The 16,643-nt window shown below is 62.2% G+C and carries 16 protein-coding genes, 1 tRNA gene and 1 pseudogene; 5 read left to right on the forward strand and 13 right to left on the reverse strand.

The genetic code is table 11. The annotated features are described in order from the left end of the window. Positions 1-21: 21 nt before the first annotated feature. Positions 22-106, forward strand: a tRNA-Leu gene (locus BGP02_RS21730). Between the two features lie 78 nt (positions 107-184). Here the strand turns inward: BGP02_RS21730 and BGP02_RS21735 are convergent. From BGP02_RS21735 to BGP02_RS21780, 10 genes and pseudogenes are all read right to left on the reverse strand, one after another. Further along, complete coding sequence (locus tag BGP02_RS21735) at positions 185-700, reverse strand: DUF2127 domain-containing protein (protein ID WP_017231476.1); 516 nt, start codon at positions 698-700, stop codon at positions 185-187. Next, positions 700-2,097, reverse strand: coding sequence for an ATP-binding protein (locus tag BGP02_RS21740; protein WP_026131503.1), 1,398 nt, complete (start codon positions 2,095-2,097; stop codon positions 700-702). The genes BGP02_RS21735 and BGP02_RS21740 overlap by 1 nt, the downstream gene beginning before the upstream one ends. After that, entirely contained in the window at positions 2,073-2,738 is a 666-nt protein-coding gene (locus BGP02_RS21745; RefSeq protein ID WP_017231474.1) for a response regulator transcription factor, read from the reverse strand. The genes BGP02_RS21740 and BGP02_RS21745 overlap by 25 nt, the downstream gene beginning before the upstream one ends. A 23-nt stretch (positions 2,739-2,761) precedes the next feature. After that, a complete protein-coding gene (locus BGP02_RS21750; RefSeq protein ID WP_026131502.1) occupies positions 2,762-3,520 on the reverse strand; it encodes a COG4705 family protein in 759 nt (252 codons plus the stop codon). 22 nt (positions 3,521-3,542) lie between these two features. Then, a complete protein-coding gene (locus tag BGP02_RS21755) occupies positions 3,543-4,319 on the reverse strand; it encodes a COG4705 family protein (protein ID WP_286799265.1) in 777 nt (258 codons plus the stop codon). A gap of 77 nt (positions 4,320-4,396) precedes the next feature. Next, positions 4,397-4,993: a phosphatase PAP2 family protein gene (locus BGP02_RS21760; RefSeq protein ID WP_286799267.1), complete on the reverse strand. Its 597-nt coding sequence runs from the start codon at positions 4,991-4,993 to the stop codon at positions 4,397-4,399. A 267-nt stretch (positions 4,994-5,260) separates the two neighbouring features. Then, positions 5,261-5,821 carry a cytochrome b gene (locus BGP02_RS21765; protein WP_286799269.1) on the reverse strand — a complete coding sequence of 187 codons (561 nt, stop codon included), beginning with the start codon at positions 5,819-5,821 and terminating at the stop codon, positions 5,261-5,263. Positions 5,822-5,986: 165 nt separating this feature from the next. After that, a complete protein-coding gene (locus tag BGP02_RS21770; RefSeq protein ID WP_286799270.1) occupies positions 5,987-6,397 on the reverse strand; it encodes a DUF4148 domain-containing protein in 411 nt (136 codons plus the stop codon). Between the two features lie 177 nt (positions 6,398-6,574). Continuing rightward, the gene (locus BGP02_RS21775) at positions 6,575-8,947 is read right to left on the reverse strand and encodes a plasma-membrane proton-efflux P-type ATPase (protein ID WP_286799311.1); all 2,373 of its coding nucleotides are present in this window, start codon (positions 8,945-8,947) and stop codon (positions 6,575-6,577) included. Positions 8,948-9,091: 144 nt separating this feature from the next. Then, positions 9,092-9,307, reverse strand: a pseudogene (locus BGP02_RS21780) (MFS transporter); the annotation flags it as partial. Positions 9,308-9,559: 252 nt separating this feature from the next. On the opposite strand from BGP02_RS21780, the gene BGP02_RS21785 reads away from it, so the two are divergent. From BGP02_RS21785 to BGP02_RS21795, 3 genes are all read left to right on the forward strand, one after another. Next, complete coding sequence (locus BGP02_RS21785) at positions 9,560-10,108, forward strand: aspartate carbamoyltransferase (protein WP_268567103.1); 549 nt, start codon at positions 9,560-9,562, stop codon at positions 10,106-10,108. Positions 10,109-10,133: 25 nt separating this feature from the next. Then, positions 10,134-10,784, forward strand: coding sequence for a Crp/Fnr family transcriptional regulator (locus tag BGP02_RS21790; protein WP_268567102.1), 651 nt, complete (start codon positions 10,134-10,136; stop codon positions 10,782-10,784). A 199-nt stretch (positions 10,785-10,983) separates the two neighbouring features. Further along, positions 10,984-11,982, forward strand: a complete 999-nt coding sequence (locus BGP02_RS21795) for a methyltransferase (RefSeq protein ID WP_261939458.1) — start codon at positions 10,984-10,986, stop codon at positions 11,980-11,982. 133 nt (positions 11,983-12,115) lie between these two features. On the opposite strand, the gene BGP02_RS21800 is transcribed toward BGP02_RS21795, so the two are convergent. The 3 genes from BGP02_RS21800 to BGP02_RS21810 are packed head-to-tail and all read right to left on the reverse strand — an operon-like array spanning position 12,116 to position 13,743. Beyond that, positions 12,116-12,421: a cupredoxin domain-containing protein gene (locus tag BGP02_RS21800; protein WP_017231460.1), complete on the reverse strand. Its 306-nt coding sequence runs from the start codon at positions 12,419-12,421 to the stop codon at positions 12,116-12,118. A gap of 30 nt (positions 12,422-12,451) precedes the next feature. Further along, positions 12,452-12,988 (reverse strand): DUF4142 domain-containing protein, encoded by a 537-nt coding sequence (locus BGP02_RS21805; RefSeq protein WP_017231459.1) that lies wholly within the window; start codon positions 12,986-12,988, stop codon positions 12,452-12,454. Between the two features lie 50 nt (positions 12,989-13,038). Next, on the reverse strand, positions 13,039-13,743 hold the full coding sequence (locus tag BGP02_RS21810) for an RNA polymerase sigma factor (RefSeq protein WP_017231458.1): 705 nt from the start codon (positions 13,741-13,743) through the stop codon (positions 13,039-13,041). Positions 13,744-14,039: 296 nt separating this feature from the next. On the opposite strand from BGP02_RS21810, the gene acnB reads away from it, so the two are divergent. Continuing rightward, positions 14,040-16,625 (forward strand): bifunctional aconitate hydratase 2/2-methylisocitrate dehydratase, encoded by a 2,586-nt coding sequence (gene acnB / locus BGP02_RS21815; RefSeq protein ID WP_261939459.1) that lies wholly within the window; start codon positions 14,040-14,042, stop codon positions 16,623-16,625. Positions 16,626-16,643: the final 18 nt, after the last annotated feature.

A 16,643-nucleotide genomic window follows, 5' to 3' on the forward strand; every position in this document is an offset into this window, starting at 1 on the left:
CCGTTACAATCGCCGTCCCCTGCCCAGGTGGCGGAATTGGTAGACGCACTATCTTGAGGGGGTAGCGCCGAGAGGCGTGCGGGTTCGAGTCCCGCCCTGGGCACCAGGCATTCAAAAGGCAGATGAACGCGAGTTCGTCTGCCTTTTTGTTTTACGAGCCTGTTTCACTGACGCCCGGAGGCCGTTAGCTGCGCGTGACGGTTCCGGCGTTCCCACGCGCATGGAGCGTCTTCGAGAGGCGATATTCGTGCCACGTCAGTGCAATGATGGCAATGTCGAGTGCCGAGAGGACCAGCAGCCAAGGCGAATGGGTGAACGTGAATCGGTAGAGTTGGTAGGCGACGAACAGGGCGAACGCGACCATCGAAACGGGGAAATACCAGAGCTTGTCGCGCAGCAAGCCAATGATCAGCCATAACTTGATCACGCCGTGCGCGAGCAGGTAAGCCGCCGCGAACTTCTGTGAGCTGACGGAAAGATGCTGCACCGTATGCAGCAAAAAGCGGGCGACGACATCGTGCGGATCTTCCGCAATTTCGTTCCCCGTCACCCAAAGCACGGTCGACAGCAGGAAATGCCGGGGGATAAAGTACGCCACGACGCCGCCGACGATCTCGGCAAGGGCGAAGAGCGCCTTTATCCACAGGCTCGCCTCGAAGACGAAATGGAGCCGCTTCTCGTAGACGTCGGAGAAGCCCATCACGCCCCGCCCCCCTCATGCACATTGGTCGATGCGCCCGGTACGACGACGGTCACGCTCAGGCCCGTTCGCGCGACCTCATCCGCGTAGGCGAGGCGCACATCGGCGCCGGCCTTCTCTGCAATGGCCTTCACGATCGACAACCCTAAGCCCGACCCCACTTCGCTGGTGCCCAGCCCTCGGTAGAAAGCATCGAAAACACGATCGCGCTCCTTCGGCGCGATCCCCGGACCGGTATCCTTGACGCACAAAACCGTCTGTCCCTTGCCCGACGAGAGCATCATGTCCACGCGCCCCCCGGCCGGCGTATAGCGAATGGCGTTGTCGACCAGGTTCTTGATCAGCATGCTCAGGTCCGCCTCGCTCATCGGTAGCGACGCGTCCTCACTCGCCTCGATGCCGAGGTCGATTCCCTTCGCTTCGGCCAGCGGGTACAGCGTTTCCAGCGTTTGACGGAAGACCCGCAGAACGGAATCGGTGGCGGCATGCCCGTCGCTCTGCGTCGCCTGCACGCTGGACAACGTCAGCAGATGCTCGAGCATGTGTCGACCGCGCTCGATGCCTTGGCGCAATTCCACCAGGCGCTCCCTGGCCGTCGCGGACATATCCGCCTCGGCAAGGCGCTCTGCCTGAAGCGAAAGCGCCGTCAACGGCGTGCGCAATTCATGCGCGGCGTCGGCCACGAAGCGGTGCTGCGCGTCGACCGACGTCGACACGCGCGACAACAGGTTGTTGATAGCACGCAGAAACGGACGAATCTCGTTCGGCAGATGCTCGGTCGACACCGGATGCAGCTCGCTGTATTGACGCCTGTCGATCTCGCTCGACAGGCTCGCCACCGGCCGGAATATCCTGCGCACCAGCCAACCGACCACCAGCAGCAACACGGGAACGAATGCCACGAGCGGCATGATGGTCCGGATCGCGCTGGTCCGGGCGATCTGGTCGCGCACGTCCGTCTCTTGCGCCACCGCGATACGTGAGCCGGATTGCAGTGTCTTGACCAGCACCCGATACGGCTCTTTGCCCACGGTGACGGTCGACAGGCCGTCGGCCATCGTCACCGGCAGCGACAGCGGCAGCTTGTCGTCGCCGTCGCCCGCACCCGGACGCGTTGCCACGCCGAGCGGTTGAACGACCACGCGAGCCTCCTCACCGCTCGCCTGCGGCGCCTGAGGCGCCTGGAGATTGCGAAATTCGCTGGTCTGCAGATGGTTGTTGTCGACGAGGGCCGCGACCTGACGCAGCACATCGTCCTGCAGTTCATGGGCTTCGTCGAACGCTGCGGCGAACGAAATGACCCCGGCGATCACGGCAAAGACGAGGATCGCCACCGAGAGCCACAGGCTCAGGCGCAGGCGAATGGAATCGCTCAATCGCCCTTTAATACCATCCATCCCGCTCCCCTCACGTTTTTAATGATGCTCGAGCCGAGCTTCTTGCGAAGCGAGTGAATGAGAAATTCGATGGCATTGCTCTCGACCTCGTCCCCCCACCCGTAAATCCGGTCTTCCAGATCGCTTCTGGACAGGATGGCCCCGGGCCGCGTCAGCAACGCCTGCAGCAACGCGAACTCCCGATTCGACAATTGCACTGGTGCAACGTCCGACGTATGGGCTTGCCGGGTGCCCGGATCGAGGGTGACGATGCCATTCGACATGACCGGCAGCGCCTGTCCCGCCTGACGCCGCATGACGGCCCGGATGCGGGCGAGCAATTCCGCCATCTCGAAAGGCTTCAGCACGTAGTCGTCAGCGCCGGCGTCGAGGCCCTTTAATCGTTCCGGCAGTGTATCGCGCGCCGTGACAATGATGATGGGAACCTGATGCCCTCGCGATCTCAGGCTTTGCAGCACCGCATGACCGTCTTTGCCCGGTAGGCCCAGATCCAGCAGTACCAGGTCGTAATGCTGGCAGTCGGCTGCCGCCAGCGCCGCCTGCCCGTCGGTCACCCAATCCACGGCGAATGTCGCATCCTTGAGCGAATCGCGAACAACACTGCCGATCATTGGATCGTCTTCGACGAGCAAGATGCGCATGTCATTTCCTTTCTAGCGACGGATCAATGCGCTTTCGCCGCGGCGCGTTGCCGGAACAAGAGCAGACTCGTCAGAATAAATGCAAGCAGGGCAAACGACGCCGAGTACCGGCTCAGGGCAAGCCCACCGGCGCTGACCGGCTTGTCCAGAAAATCGCCGACAACGGCACCCAGCGGACGCGTCAGGATGAACGCTGCCCAGAACAGGAACGTGCGCGACGTGCGTGTCCACAAATACGCACCGACGAGAATCAACAGGAGCGCGCCGAACACCACGGCCGCGCCCGTATAGCCGAGCCCCGCGGTGTCCGCCGTCCAGTCACCCAATGCGGTGCCCAGCGTCTGGGAAAACATGATCGTAACCCAATAAAACGCTTCGGCCTTGGGCGAGTGGATCGAATGCACGGACACGGAGCCCATCGTTCGGTACCAGAGCCACAGAGAGCCAAGCAGCAAGGCGAGCAGGATCGACGAGCCTCCGGCGTAGCCGATGCCAAGCGACCGATCGGCGAAGTCCGCGAGTGTGGTGCCGACCGTCGTCGTGGCAATGATCGTCACCCAGTACAACGCGGGCGAAAATGCCTTGGCACGAATCTGCGCCGAGACGGCAATGGCGAACACCACCGCGAAGATCGCGGTGCCGACAAGGTAGCCGAGATTCATCGACATCGAGACGGCATCGCCTCCGGTCTCGCCCAGGGTCGTGGCGGCGATCTTGATCACCCAGAACAAGAGGGTGACCTCGGGGACCTTGCTAAGTGTTTTCTGTACGGTTGTATTCACGGTTGGAAGTGTCCTAGAGAATTCAGACTTGCTGACGCGCTGCATTGCGCTCGGCAATGGAGAGATACAGGACCAGCGCTATGATTGCCGTAACGAATACGGCGCTCGTGCCGACAACACCCAGGCCCAGACCACCATTGGAAATGGGTTGCGACAGAAGATCACCACACGAGGCGCCGAACGGGCGAGTCAGGATATAGGCGATCCAGAACGTGGTGACAGCGTTTCGCTGAAACACAAATCTCGCAATGGCAGCCAGGCCGATCAGCGCACCGAACATCAAAGCGGAGTTCGCGTACCCAAGATTCAGACCTTCGGCCACCCAGTCGCCCGCTGCCGTGCCGAGTGCGAAGGTGAGCAAAATTGCGGTCCAATAGAAAAGCTCACGTTTCATCGTGTCGATCGAATGAATCGACAAGGTCCGCTCCTTCGCATACCAAATCCCGAATGTCGTGAGCAACGCGGCCGAAAACGCAAGCGTCGACACGGCAAGCGGTACGCCAAGGTTGTCGCTCAAGTTGTCGGTGACGAGCGTTCCGAAAACACTGACAAATACGACGGTGCTCCAATAGCGCCATGGGATGTATCGGCGCGCATTGATTTGCAGTCCCAGGAAGATCGCCAGAAGCAAGCCCATCACGGCAGACGTACCGGTCAATCCGAACCCGAGATTGACGTTCAAGAAGTCGGCCGCCGTCTCTCCGACCGTCGTTGACATCATCTTGATGAGCCAGAACGTCAAGGTCACTTCAGGCACTTTATTCAACCATACCGGGCTAGATGCATTGATACGATTCATGCTTGCCTCCGGGTTTATTAGATAACATGTGAAGTATCTAACGGGACGCTTAGTTCATCCTTAGTACGCCATGCTGCTCATGCCCTCACCCACCCACGTGCGATCAATCGCGCGAAAAGTTTTTGGTGAATCGACATAGCCAGGCGGTATGCGGCGATCCGAGGCCAGCGCATTTGCCGGGCGACAAGCCAGGCGACAATGCCCGCAACAATTGCCGATCCCGCCATATCCATCGGGTAATGCACGCCGAGGAAAATGCGCGCCCACGCCACGGGGAGGCCGAGCAGTGCGACGGCAATGCCCACCGTTCGGGTTCGGTTGTCCAACAGGAGCGCGCAGGCGACGGACCAGATCAGCGTGAGGTGATCGCTGGGAAATGAGGTGTCGGCGCCGTGTGCGAGATAGGTATGTCCGATGCCAACGACAAACGGGCGCGGATGTTGCCACACCCAGCCAATCGCCTGATTGACAGCTAGGCCGATGGCGCCGGCCATGGCGGCGGCAATCAGCGACCGACGCTGCGCCTCGTCGGCGCGCAGCCACAACAGCCCCATTGCCACAGGCACCGTCAGAATCAAGTACTGCGCAAAGAAAACCGCCAGGCCGAATACCGGGGGCGTGGGCAATGCCGACGCATTGAGCATGAGAAACAACGTGTCATTCAGGCGCTCCATGCGGCGTCTTCCTTGAAGTGAGATGGCTTAAAGTGGCGCGGGAATTCGCGCAAAACGAAGCCTAACCTTCCTCACTTAGCCACGCATTAGAAACCGTCGCTATTGGAGCGGTCGCGGCGCGTTGATGGCCATGGCGTGTAAAGACCGTGGCGATCCGAAAACGCATTCGCCCGCAGCCACCGGGAACGGTGGGCGGGCGAATGGATTCGACGGGTGAATTCGTGCGGCGCGACGGCGATCAGACAGCGTCGCGCAAGAGACAGCCTATCAACGGGTCGTGCTGGGCGCCGGCTGGTTCTGCACGGGCAGCATCTTGTGCAAGGTGCCGTCACGCAGAACCCAGTGGTGGTAGAGCGCCGCACAGATATGCAGCCCGATCGCGCCAAGCAATACATACGCGAGGAACGAGTGCACGTCGCCCATCGAGTGTCCGAACGACGACCCCTGTGCCGACAAGGCAGGCAACGGCACCGCACCGAGCAACTTCAGCCCATAGCCCCGCGCCGAGGCGTTGATCCAACCCAGAACGGGTACCACCACCAACAGTGCGTACAAGCCCTTGTGCGCAATGGAGGCGAACGTATGCAAGATCGACTTCACGCCTTTGACCGGGGTGCTGCGACAACGCGCCCACACCAGTCGAATGGCAGTGAGTCCCAGAATCGTGACGCCCAGCGAGAGATGCCACGCGACCAGTCCGATGGCAGGCGTGTTGCGCGTGATATCGGGCATCGCAAAGGCGACAACGAATTGCGCAGCCAACAAGGCTGCAGTAAGCCAGTGCAGATAGCGGGATGCCGCATCGTAACGGGTAATGGTTTGTTTCATCGAAGCCTCTTCGCCACTGATTGAAAACGTAATCCGGCTGACACGGTCGCCAAGCGCCGTGCCCCATGGATCAGAATTCTGGGGCGCGACACTTAGCGAAGACTTAGCAAGTGCGCATTTCGTGACCGAATCGTCAATATCGATCGGCCAGACGCCGCGTGACGATTACGGATGCGCATACTCACGCTCGATCGACGACTCGCTCGCGACCTGCATCGTCGGCGCCCATGCCGCTTGCGTGCGGGCCGTCAGGTGAACCACGGGATAGGCGTTACGGGACTGCGTGAGCAAGCCGTGCTGCTCGGCCCGGCTCAGGCTTTGCTCGACGGCAAGCCGCGTGACGTGCATCTGCGAACGTGGGTTCATCGCGGTCTCGGGATAGACCGTGTCGCCTTGCTGCAACAGCCCATGCTTTTCCGCGCTCACGAGTTGCGCATACACCTGCGCACGTGTGGGCGAAGAGGACTGAGCACCGCTGGACATCACGGATTGGCTTTGCGCCGCTTGAGCGTTGATCTGTACCGCACCAAGCAATCCCGCCACGGCGACGAGCGCAGCAACATATGAGGTCTTCATGATCGAACTCCTAAGGGTGACGATGGGTGTGAAGGGGCGATGACTCAGCCATCGCACAACCTTCACATTGATCGTAGGCGCGCTGCCTTAGCGAACCCTTAGCGCGATCGCGCGTTGCCCCTCGGTCTTTCGTCACACGCGCGTGAGTGCGGTTCGGTGCACGAAACGACGACTTCTCTACCGCTCGACGAGACGGCTGTGCCTGAACACAACGCCTTTGATCGCATCCAGAACGAATGCGAACACGGTCACGGCGACCAGGAGCATGCCGATGAGCGTTATCGGCACAGCCGCCATCAACGTTCCACTCGCGGCCATGCCACTGACGATGGACACGGCGCTCACGCTCGCCACCACGAGGACCCGGCTGGGCGCCAACGATCCGATTCGCCCGTCGGTGCGCAGCACATAGACGTTGGCCTGCGTTGTAAAGACCAACAGGAGAAATACCAGCGTCTGCATCTGCGCAGGATCCAATCCGAGCCGGCTGCGCGTCGTCGCATAGAGCGACAGTGAGAACACGAGCGACACCGCCGCCAGAACGGCTGCCGCACTGATGAGTTGTCCTACTTGCCAGCGCTGCGGTCGGCTTGCCGGCAGTGTCCTGTCGGCGGCGATACTCATCGTGACAAAGTCATTCGCAAACAGCAGAAGCACGATCAACGGCGACGAGATCACGAAGCCGTGCGTGAACCACAGACCGAGCGTCAGGAACACGACGATTTCCAGCGTCTTGACGACTTTGTTGAGGATGTACGTCAGCATGCGACGATGCACCTCCCGTCCCGCCGCGACCACCGACAATACGCCCTCGAGACCTGGATCGGTCAGCACGACGCCTGCCGCCGCCTTGGCCACGTCGGTCGCGCTGGCGACGGCGATGCCGAGTTCCGCCTGACGCAACGCGGGGGCATCGTTCACGCCATCCCCGGTCATGCCGGTCACGTGTCCTGCCGTTTGTAGCGCGGCAACGATGGCATGCTTCTCTTCAGGCAACACGCGCGCAAAGATGTCGCATTGCTCGGGGTGACGCAGATCCTCGGCATGCGCGGAGCATACGCGCGCACCAAGGCCAAGCCGTTGTCCGATGGCCTTCGCCGTTTCCAGCGCGTCGCCTGTGGCCATGCACACCCGCACCCCAAGGTTGCCCAGCTTGACGATGAGATCGTGGGCATCTTCTCTGGGCGGGTCCGATAGCGCTACGAGGCCGACCATCCGGATAGCGCCAGCGCCCCCTTGCGCAACAGCCAGCACGCGCGCGCCGGCGCCCTCCAACAGCCGCTCCGCTTCGGCAATCGCATGGGGTTGCGCAGGCGACACGCTGCACTGTGCCAGCACGGCACGGGTCGCGCCCTTCAGCGCATACCATTCGGTGCCATCCACGAGATAGACCCCCTCACTGAAGCGCGTCGCGGGATCGAAAGGGCGGAAGGCTTTGCGCACCGGCAGCGCTTGCGCACCGGGTTGGCCACGATGGGCCGCAAGAATAGCGAGGTCCAGGGGGTCTTGCGAAGCATCGTCGCTCGCCAGCGAGGCCGCGCGCAGCACGGCCATGTCATCGAAACCCTCGAAGGCGGTCACTTTCGCGACCGACAACTCGTTCTTCGTCAGCGTGCCAGTCTTATCGGAGAGCAACGTGTCCATCGCCGCAGCCTCTTCAACCGCCGGCAATCGCGTGACCAGCACGCCTTGCTTGGCCAACGTGGCACTCGCCATCGCGGTGGCCAACGTGTAGGTGGCAGGGAGCGCGACCGGCACGGACGCCACGAGCAGCAGCAGCGCGAAGATCGCCGTCTCCGTCATGGGAAGTCCGTGCGTCACAGCGTAGAGAATCACCAGGACAACCAGCACGGCGTCGAACGCGACGAGGCGTTTGACGATCGCGAAAATGGTGCGCTGCATGTGACTCGGTGCATTCGAGGTGCGCACCAGTTCAGCAGTCCGGCCGAAGTAAGTGCGCGCCCCGGTGGCAGTGACCTCGCCACTGCCTTCCCCCTGACGCACGATCGACCCGGTATAAGCCGGCTGCCCCGGACCGGCGCCAACGGCCAGCGACTCGCCCGTGAGCGCCGATTGATCGAGCGATACGGTGCCGTCGAACAACTTGAGGTCGGCGGGCACGATGTCGCCGGCGCGCACGTGGACGACATCTCCCGGCACGAGTTGGGTGGCCGATAACCGCATCCATTGCGCGTCGCGCATCACGCGCGCACTGACTTGCAACTGGCGACGCAGCAGCGCCAGCGCGTCCTTGGCGCGACGTTCCTGGACAAACGCGACGGCCGCATTGAAGGCCAATAGAAACAGGATGACGAGGGCCTCCTGAGGTCTGCCCAGCGCTACTTGAAGCACAACGACCGCTTCCAGCATCCACGGCACCGGCCCCCAGAATTTGCCTGCGAACTGGCGCCAGGCGGGGCGCTGCACATCCTCGATGACATTGGCGCCAAACCGTTGCAGCCGATCCTGCGCCGCGTGGGCGGTCAGCCCTTTCGTAGGGTCGGTGGGCGGCAGCGGGTCATCCGCTTCGTGATGAACGGCAGATGACATGACCTGGGAAGGCGTACCCATCGACGGAGTCCTCTCGGTAACCCATCGCCTGCGCGATGGGCCTGCCCGGTCCCCGTCGGGCGACCGGGACGCAATGGGAATCGTACGCCTTATTGTCCGGCCATCAACGGGGGAACATCAACGTCAGTGCGACAGCGCTTCCAGACGTATGCCGTTCGTCTTGGGCCCGAAAGCCCCGATGGAAATCATGACGACCAGCATGCAGACCGTAATGCCGGCAAAGACGCCGGGCACCCCGAAGTCGCGCAGCAAAGCCGCGATGAGGAAGCCGGAAAGCATGGCGCCCGCCCGACTGGCCGAATACACGATCCCGTTGGCGCGGCATCGAATCGCCGTCGGCGATCCGCAAGCGAATTGCGCAGATGGCGTCGGATCTCGTCGCGACTTTGAAACGTTACCGCCCGCAGCGCAGCGAATGGTCGAACACCTGGTGGAACGGGCTCGCACCCAATCGTGACTACGCGACGGTATTTCCGGAGCGTCGCACAGTATTGACCGAGTCGAGCGGTATGGCGCACCGTATGATTTCAGTCATAGTCAGCGTGGCTTGCCGCCGGTAGACTTCAAATGCACTTTCGATTGGAGTTATCCATGAAACGCCCTTCAGTGTTGTTAGTTGGGGCCGCGACCGCCGCCCTGTTCGGTGGCGTCGTTTTCTCGTCGACCGCCTTCGCCGACCTCACGGCGCGCCAGGCGACGGTGGCGCAGCACGGGGCGGAGGTGATGCCGTTCTCCTTGGCCGCGACGACCCATGTCTTTACGAAAACGACCACGGGAGGCGTCCAGCAGGTTGTCACAAAGCATCGCGACCCGAAGCAGGTCGCGCTGATCCGCGAGCATATGACCGTCATCGCGCGACAATTCGCGGCGGGCAACTTCGGGGCGCCCGAGACGATTCACGGCAACGACATGCCAGGTCTACAGGTGTTGCAGAACGCCCCGCCGGGCGAACTGAAGGTCAGCTATCGCGACTTGCCGAATGGCGGTGAGATCGTCTATCGCGCGACCGAGCCGCGCGTGGTCGACGCGCTGCATGCATGGTTCGACGCACAGTTGTCCGATCATGGTCATGACGCCATGGCGGGACACGATCCCGGCATGATGCACCACCATCAGATGAACGCTTCGATGTCGAAGTAAGTCGCGCATACCCACCGGGACACGCATGGCCGACCTCTCAGACGCCCTCACCCCCGGATCGGTGTCGTGTGCACCAACGTGGCCGGACGCACTGCGCGAATCGGCCCGGTTGTGCCGGTACGAAGCGAACACTTATGTGTTCAAGCGCGGACAGCGCGTCGAGTCGGTGTATCTGATTCAAACGGGGCAGGTGCTGTTGCGACGTGACGAAGCGCACGGCGAATCCATCACGTTGCAAACCGGTGGGCCTGGCGATTTCCTGGCCGAGGCGAGCCTCTTCAGTTCTCACTATCACTGTGACGCGTTTAGCGGCAGTGCGAGCGAATTGCTGGCCTTTCCAGCGAAGACCCTGCTGTCGTGTCTGCAGCGTGATGCCGGGTTCGCCATCGATTGGATCCGGCTGCTGTCGCGGCAACTCGTGCGCACCCGTGCCCGCGCGGAACGTCTGACACTGCGCTCGCCTCGCGAGCGTGTGCTGCATTGCCTGCGGCTGGAGTGCGACGACCAGGGACGGTTCAAACCACCCGGAACGCTCATGCAGTGGGCCTCCACGCTCGGCATCGCCCATGAAACCCTCTATCGAACGTTGGCACAACTGGAACACGACGGAACGATTGTGCGTGACGGGGTCGAGATTCGAGAGGTCTCGCGTCGGGGCGACGGCACGACGACATAAGCGGGCGTTGCGTGCCGCGCATTGTGGTCAGCGCTGGCGTTTCGTCGACGCGCGTGGAATTAAAACGCTGGTACCTGGCAGCGAATTTCCTATACTCGAACAGATTCCCGGAGCCGTCTGCCCGTCGCCCTGTGGGTATGACCGCCCGTCCTCATCGGCAAGGCCGCTTGCAGCGGTATTTCGCGAAAGGACTTTGGTCATGGACGACATCTCTCCGCAAGCCTTCGTAGATGCCTTACTCGGATATCAGAAGACCGCTGCATTGAAAGCCGCCATCGCGCTCGATCTGTTCACCGCGATCGAGCATGAAAAAGGCGAACTTGAGCCGATAGCGAAACGCGTGCAGGCCTCCGAGCGCGGCGTTCGCATTTTGTGCGATTACCTGACCGTGCTGGGGCTGCTGCAGAAGCAGATGGGGCGGTATCTGTTGACGCCGTCGACTGCAGCGTTCCTTACGACTTCATCGCCGGCTTGGATGGGAAGCGTTACTGATTTTCTCGCGGCCCCCGAAATGACGGCGCTGTGGCTGGAGGATCCGGTTGCGTTCGTTCGAAACGGCGGCTCCGTAGGGCTGGGCAACATGTCCCCTGACAACCCCGTCTGGGTGAAATTCGCGCGCGCCATGGTGCCCTTTGTGGCGCCAACCGCGCGGGCGGTGGCCGAACACGTCGGCACATGGCCGGAAGCACCGAAGCGCGTGCTCGACATTGCCGCCGGGCATGGGGTCTTTGGCATTGCGATCGCTCGCGCCTTTCCCGCGGCGGACGTTGTGGCAACCGACTGGCAGGCGGTATTGGAGGTCGCGAAAGAGAACGCTGTCGCGGCCGGTGTAAGCGCGCGCTATCAGACAATCGAGGGCAGCGCGTTTGACGTCGAATGGGGAACGGACTTCGATCTTGTTCTGATCTCGAATTTCCTGCACCACTTCGATCCGCCCACCTGCGTGGGACTGCTCTCGAAAGTGCGCAAGAGCCTCAGGGCCGGAGGGCGAGTGCTCGCGGTGGAGTTCGTGCCTGACGACGATCGCGTCTCGCCGCCCTTCGCCGCGGCATTCTCCTTCATGATGCTCGGATCGACGCCGCGAGGCGATGCATACACCGCGCGTGAGCTCGAGGAGATGGGCCGCGAAGCCGGCTTTTCAAAGATAAGTGTCGCGCCCCTCCCACCGTCGCCCGAGACCCTCGTCGTATTCGAGTAATCGGCGCATCGGCCGTCTTTTCCGACGTCACCGCTCGCCAGGCGGCGGCGCAGCACGGGGCCGAGGCGAGGCCGTTCTCACTGGCGTCGTCCGGCAGAAGATCCGCGCGACGGTAATCGACCGGCAACGGCCCCTACTCGACCCGCAACGTGCCCTTCATCGTTGGGTGAAATCGACAGAAGTAGGGAAAGTTTCCCTTCTTCGTCGGCTTGAACTGCCATGACTCACCGGGCGCGATGCCCTTAGAGTCGAAGTCCCCGGTTTGCGCGGTCACCGTATGGGGGAAAGGGTCGCGGTTGACCCACACGACCGTCTCGCCCACCTTGACGGTCAGAGTCGGCGGTGAGTATTGCATGCTGTCTATCGTGACCGTGTGGACCGCCGGCTCGGCGCAAACGGTCTGCGCCGAGCCCACCGCCATCCCCAGGCTCAATGCCATCAGCAACGCGATCGATGGTCGTCGCATGGTCTAGTAATAGGACTTGCTGGCCAGTTCGCTTTGGATATGTTTCGCGTGGTCCAAATGCGCGACGAAGGCCGGCCGCACCTTGACCAACAGCGCCTTCAACTCGTCGTTCTTGGCGCTCGGAATGAGGGTTTTGTCCATCACGTCGATCACCGCCTCGTGATAGGCAACTTCGTGGTCGATATACGCGTGATCGAATTTCGCCCCCTTGAGTGCCTTCAGCGACTGGATGTTCGTGTCGCCGCCGGTCTTCAGGCTTTGACTGGTGGGGTTGTCTTCAGGCGTGACTTTCAGCTTCTCGACCAGGGCAACGGCCGACTGGTTCACGCCGGTATGATCGACGACCATCCGCTTGGCGAACGCTTTCACGTCTTTGCTTGCCGCCTTGGACTCGGCGAGTTTGCCGGCGTCGATATCGACCTGATTCGCCGTGACGACGATGGATGCGATCTGGGCGTCGTTCGGTGCGGCCCCCTGCGCCATGGCAGCTTGCGCCGCACAGGCGAGCATGCCGGATAAGAGAATGCTTGCAATCTTCATGATATGGAACCTCCGTGTCCTACTCCCAGAAAAGTCCCCAGCGAACCCGGTCAGTGCGATCGGACCATTCCGCGCAGGCGGAGAGCGCCGAGAACGTGATGAACCACCGCGTCACAATCCGCCCCTGCGAAACTGAAAGTACTTTGCAGGTAGGGTTTCACTTGTTCGGCCAGTGACTGACGCAGCATCGTGCGAGCCCGGAGAAACCGTGTCTTCACGACGTCGACGCTGACATCCAGGCAGTAGGCCGTTTCGGCGACGCTCATGTCCTCGACCGCTCGCAGGATGAACACGCACCGGTAAATCGCGGGCAGATTTTCGACCGCCGCCTGCAGGATGTCGCGCACTTGGCTTCGCTCGGCCATGACGTCGGGCGAGTCCCCGCTGGAGGTGCGCAAAGCCATGCTGTTCTCCTGTGAATCGTCGCCGGGCGGATCGTCGTAGTCGAGCGCCAGTTCCCTCCGAGCCATCCGGCCTTGCTTGCGTTGCGCCGTCAGGGCGACGTTGATCGTGATACGCGCCAACCAGGTGCTCAATGCGGCCTCACCGCGAAACGACTCGAGGCGGGTGAAGGCATGCAAGTAAGCTTCCTGCACGACGTCCCGGGCTTCATCATCGTTCGACACCACGCCACGCGCCGTGCGAAACAACAAGCGGTTGTTGCGCCGCATGATGGCTTCGAAGGCGGTGGCGTCGCCGGCGCGAGCGCTTGCGAGCAGATCGGCGTCCGTTCGGGCATCAATGGCCGGTGGCATAGGCAGACTCCGTTGGGAACGCGGTTGACGATGATGTTCGTGTTCGCCTATTAGACGCGCGCCACGGCGAAAAGGTGACAAAGAAAGCGGCGGGGGCGGGGGAGGTCTTCGCCTGTCCCTCTGCTGCTACTGAAACGCTCGCTTACGCAGCACAGGAACGTCTTATATAAGACATAAGACATAAGACGTTTGATCTTATCCGGCATAAGGACTAAAATCACGGGAAACGCAGTCTTGGATAACACCTCGGAGGGCTGAACCCCTCCCCCCGAAACGAATTGCCAGCAGGTCTTCTCATGCTCGAAAACTATCGTGTTCACGTGGCCGCCCGCGCCGCGCTTGGTATTCCGCCCCTGCCGCTGACGGCACAGCAGACCGCTGAACTGGTCGAGCTGTTGACCAATCCGCCGGCGGGTGAAGCGGAAACGCTGCTCGACCTCATCACGAACCGCGTGCCCGCCGGGGTGGACGAAGCCGCGCGCGTGAAGGCCGGTTTTCTCGCCGCCGTCGCCAAGGGTGAGACCGCCTGCTCGCTCATCTCGCGCGCCCGTGCGACCGAACTGCTCGGCACCATGCTGGGCGGCTACAACATCCAGCCGCTCATCGAGCTGCTGTCCGACGCCGAAGTCGGCACCGTGGCTGCCGACGCCCTCAAGAAAACGCTCCTGATGTTCGATCAGTTCCACGATGTCAAGGAATTGGCCGACAAGGGCAACGCCAACGCCCGCGCGGTGCTGCAAAGCTGGGCCGACGCCGAATGGTTCACGAGCCGTCCGGAAGTGCCGCAGAGCCTGACCATCACCGTATTCAAGGTGACGGGCGAAACCAACACCGACGACCTGTCGCCGGCACCGGACGCCACCACCCGCCCGGATATTCCGATGCACGCGCTGGCGATGCTCAAGAACGCGCGCCCCGGCATCACCCCGGAAGAAGACGGCAAGCGCGGCCCGATCAAGTTCATCGAGTCGCTCAAGGAAAAGGGCCATCTCGTCGCCTATGTGGGTGACGTGGTCGGCACCGGCTCCTCGCGCAAGTCGGCCACCAACTCGGTGCTATGGTTCACGGGCGAAGACATCCCCTTCATCCCGAACAAGCGCTTCGGCGGCGTGTGTCTGGGCAGCAAGATCGCCCCGATCTTCTACAACACGATGGAAGACGCCGGCGCGCTGCCGATCGAACTCGACGTGTCGAAGATGGAAATGGGCGATGTGGTCGAACTGCGCCCGTACGAAGGCAAGGCCCTCAAGAACGGGGAAGTGATCGCCGAATTCCAGGTCAAGTCCGACGTGCTGTTCGACGAAGTGCGCGCCGGCGGCCGTATTCCGCTGATCATCGGCCGCGGCCTCACGGCCAAGGCGCGCGAAGCGCTGGGCCTGCCCGCGTCGACCCTGTTCCGTCTGCCGCAGCAACCGGTCGACAACGGCCGCGGCTTCTCGCTGGCGCAAAAGATGGTCGGCCGCGCCTGCGGTCTGCCCGAAGGCCAGGGGATCCGCCCGGGCACGTACTGCGAACCGAAGATGACCTCGGTCGGCTCGCAGGACACCACCGGTCCGATGACCCGTGACGAACTCAAGGATCTGGCCTGCCTCGGCTTCTCGGCCGATCTCGTCATGCAATCGTTCTGCCACACCGCCGCCTATCCGAAGCCGGTGGACGTCAAGACGCACCAGACCCTGCCGAACTTCATCAGCACGCGCGGCGGCATTGCGCTGCGTCCGGGCGACGGCGTGATCCACTCGTGGCTCAACCGCATGCTGCTGCCGGACACCGTCGGTACCGGCGGCGACTCGCATACGCGCTTCCCGATCGGCATCAGCTTCCCGGCAGGCTCGGGTTTGGTCGCCTTCGCCGCGGCCACCGGCACGATGCCGCTGGACATGCCGGAATCGGTGCTCGTGCGCTTCAAGGGCAAGATGCAGCCGGGCGTCACGCTGCGCGATCTCGTTAACGCGATTCCGCTGTACGCCATCAAGCAAGGCATGCTGACGGTCGCCAAGCAGGGCAAGAAGAACATCTTCTCCGGCCGCGTGCTCGAAATCGAAGGCCTGCCCGATCTGAAGGTCGAGCAAGCGTTCGAACTCTCGGATGCCTCCGCCGAACGTTCGGCCGCCGGTTGCACGGTGCACCTGAACAAGGAACCGATCATCGAGTACCTCAACAGCAACGTCACGCTGCTGAAGTGGATGATTGCGCAGGGCTACCAGGATCCGCGCAGCCTGCAACGCCGCATCGCGGCCATGGAGCAGTGGCTGGCCGATCCGCAACTGCTGTCGCCGGACGCGGATGCCGAGTACGCCGCGGTCATCGAGATCGATCTGGCCGACATCCACGAACCGATCGTGGCCTGCCCGAATGATCCGGACGACGTGAAGACCCTGTCGGACGTGGCCGGCGCGAAGATCGACGAAGTGTTCATCGGGTCGTGCATGACCAACATCGGTCACTTCCGTGCGGCATCGAAGCTGCTCGAAGGCAAGCGCGACATTCCGGTCAAGCTGTGGGTGGCGCCGCCGACGAAGATGGACCAGAAGCAGTTGACCGAAGAAGGTCACTACGGCGTGTTCGGTACGGCGGGTGCGCGTACGGAAATGCCGGGCTGTTCGCTGTGCATGGGTAACCAGGCACAGGTGCGCGAAGGTGCAACGGTCATGTCGACGTCGACCCGCAACTTCCCGAACCGTCTGGGCAAGAACACGAACGTGTATCTCGGCTCGGCGGAACTGGCGGCGATCTGCTCGCGTCTGGGCAAGATTCCGAGCAGGGAAGAGTACATGGCCGACATGGGCGTGCTCGCCACCGACGGCGACAAGATCTACAAGTACATGAACTTCGACCAAATCGAAGACTTCAAGGAAGTCGCCGACACAGTGCAGATGTAAGTTTGATGGCGCGTTACG

The organism is Pandoraea sp. 64-18 (assembly GCF_001899225.1).
In the GTDB taxonomy this organism is placed as follows: Bacteria; Pseudomonadota; Gammaproteobacteria; order Burkholderiales; family Burkholderiaceae; genus Pandoraea; species Pandoraea cepalis.

What these genes read in the sequence shown, in the direction of transcription:
- BGP02_RS21805 (WP_017231459.1), bottom strand. Translation starts at nt 12,988, where the DNA reads ATGAAGATTGCAAGCATTCTCTTATCCGGCATGCTCGCCTGTGCGGCG.
- BGP02_RS21795 (WP_261939458.1), top strand. Translation starts at nt 10,984, where the DNA reads ATGGACGACATCTCTCCGCAAGCCTTCGTAGATGCCTTACTCGGATAT.
- BGP02_RS21735 (WP_017231476.1), bottom strand. Translation starts at nt 700, where the DNA reads ATGGGCTTCTCCGACGTCTACGAGAAGCGGCTCCATTTCGTCTTCGAG.
- BGP02_RS21790 (WP_268567102.1), top strand. Translation starts at nt 10,134, where the DNA reads ATGGCCGACCTCTCAGACGCCCTCACCCCCGGATCGGTGTCGTGTGCA.
- BGP02_RS21755 (WP_286799265.1), bottom strand. Translation starts at nt 4,319, where the DNA reads ATGAATCGTATCAATGCATCTAGCCCGGTATGGTTGAATAAAGTGCCT.
- BGP02_RS21775 (WP_286799311.1), bottom strand. Translation starts at nt 8,947, where the DNA reads ATGTCATCTGCCGTTCATCACGAAGCGGATGACCCGCTGCCGCCCACC.
- BGP02_RS21745 (WP_017231474.1), bottom strand. Translation starts at nt 2,738, where the DNA reads ATGCGCATCTTGCTCGTCGAAGACGATCCAATGATCGGCAGTGTTGTT.
- BGP02_RS21740 (WP_026131503.1), bottom strand. Translation starts at nt 2,097, where the DNA reads ATGGATGGTATTAAAGGGCGATTGAGCGATTCCATTCGCCTGCGCCTG.
- BGP02_RS21765 (WP_286799269.1), bottom strand. Translation starts at nt 5,821, where the DNA reads ATGAAACAAACCATTACCCGTTACGATGCGGCATCCCGCTATCTGCAC.
- BGP02_RS21810 (WP_017231458.1), bottom strand. Translation starts at nt 13,743, where the DNA reads ATGCCACCGGCCATTGATGCCCGAACGGACGCCGATCTGCTCGCAAGC.
- BGP02_RS21785 (WP_268567103.1), top strand. Translation starts at nt 9,560, where the DNA reads ATGAAACGCCCTTCAGTGTTGTTAGTTGGGGCCGCGACCGCCGCCCTG.
- BGP02_RS21760 (WP_286799267.1), bottom strand. Translation starts at nt 4,993, where the DNA reads ATGGAGCGCCTGAATGACACGTTGTTTCTCATGCTCAATGCGTCGGCA.
- BGP02_RS21800 (WP_017231460.1), bottom strand. Translation starts at nt 12,421, where the DNA reads ATGGCATTGAGCCTGGGGATGGCGGTGGGCTCGGCGCAGACCGTTTGC.
- acnB (WP_261939459.1), top strand. Translation starts at nt 14,040, where the DNA reads ATGCTCGAAAACTATCGTGTTCACGTGGCCGCCCGCGCCGCGCTTGGT.
- BGP02_RS21770 (WP_286799270.1), bottom strand. Translation starts at nt 6,397, where the DNA reads ATGAAGACCTCATATGTTGCTGCGCTCGTCGCCGTGGCGGGATTGCTT.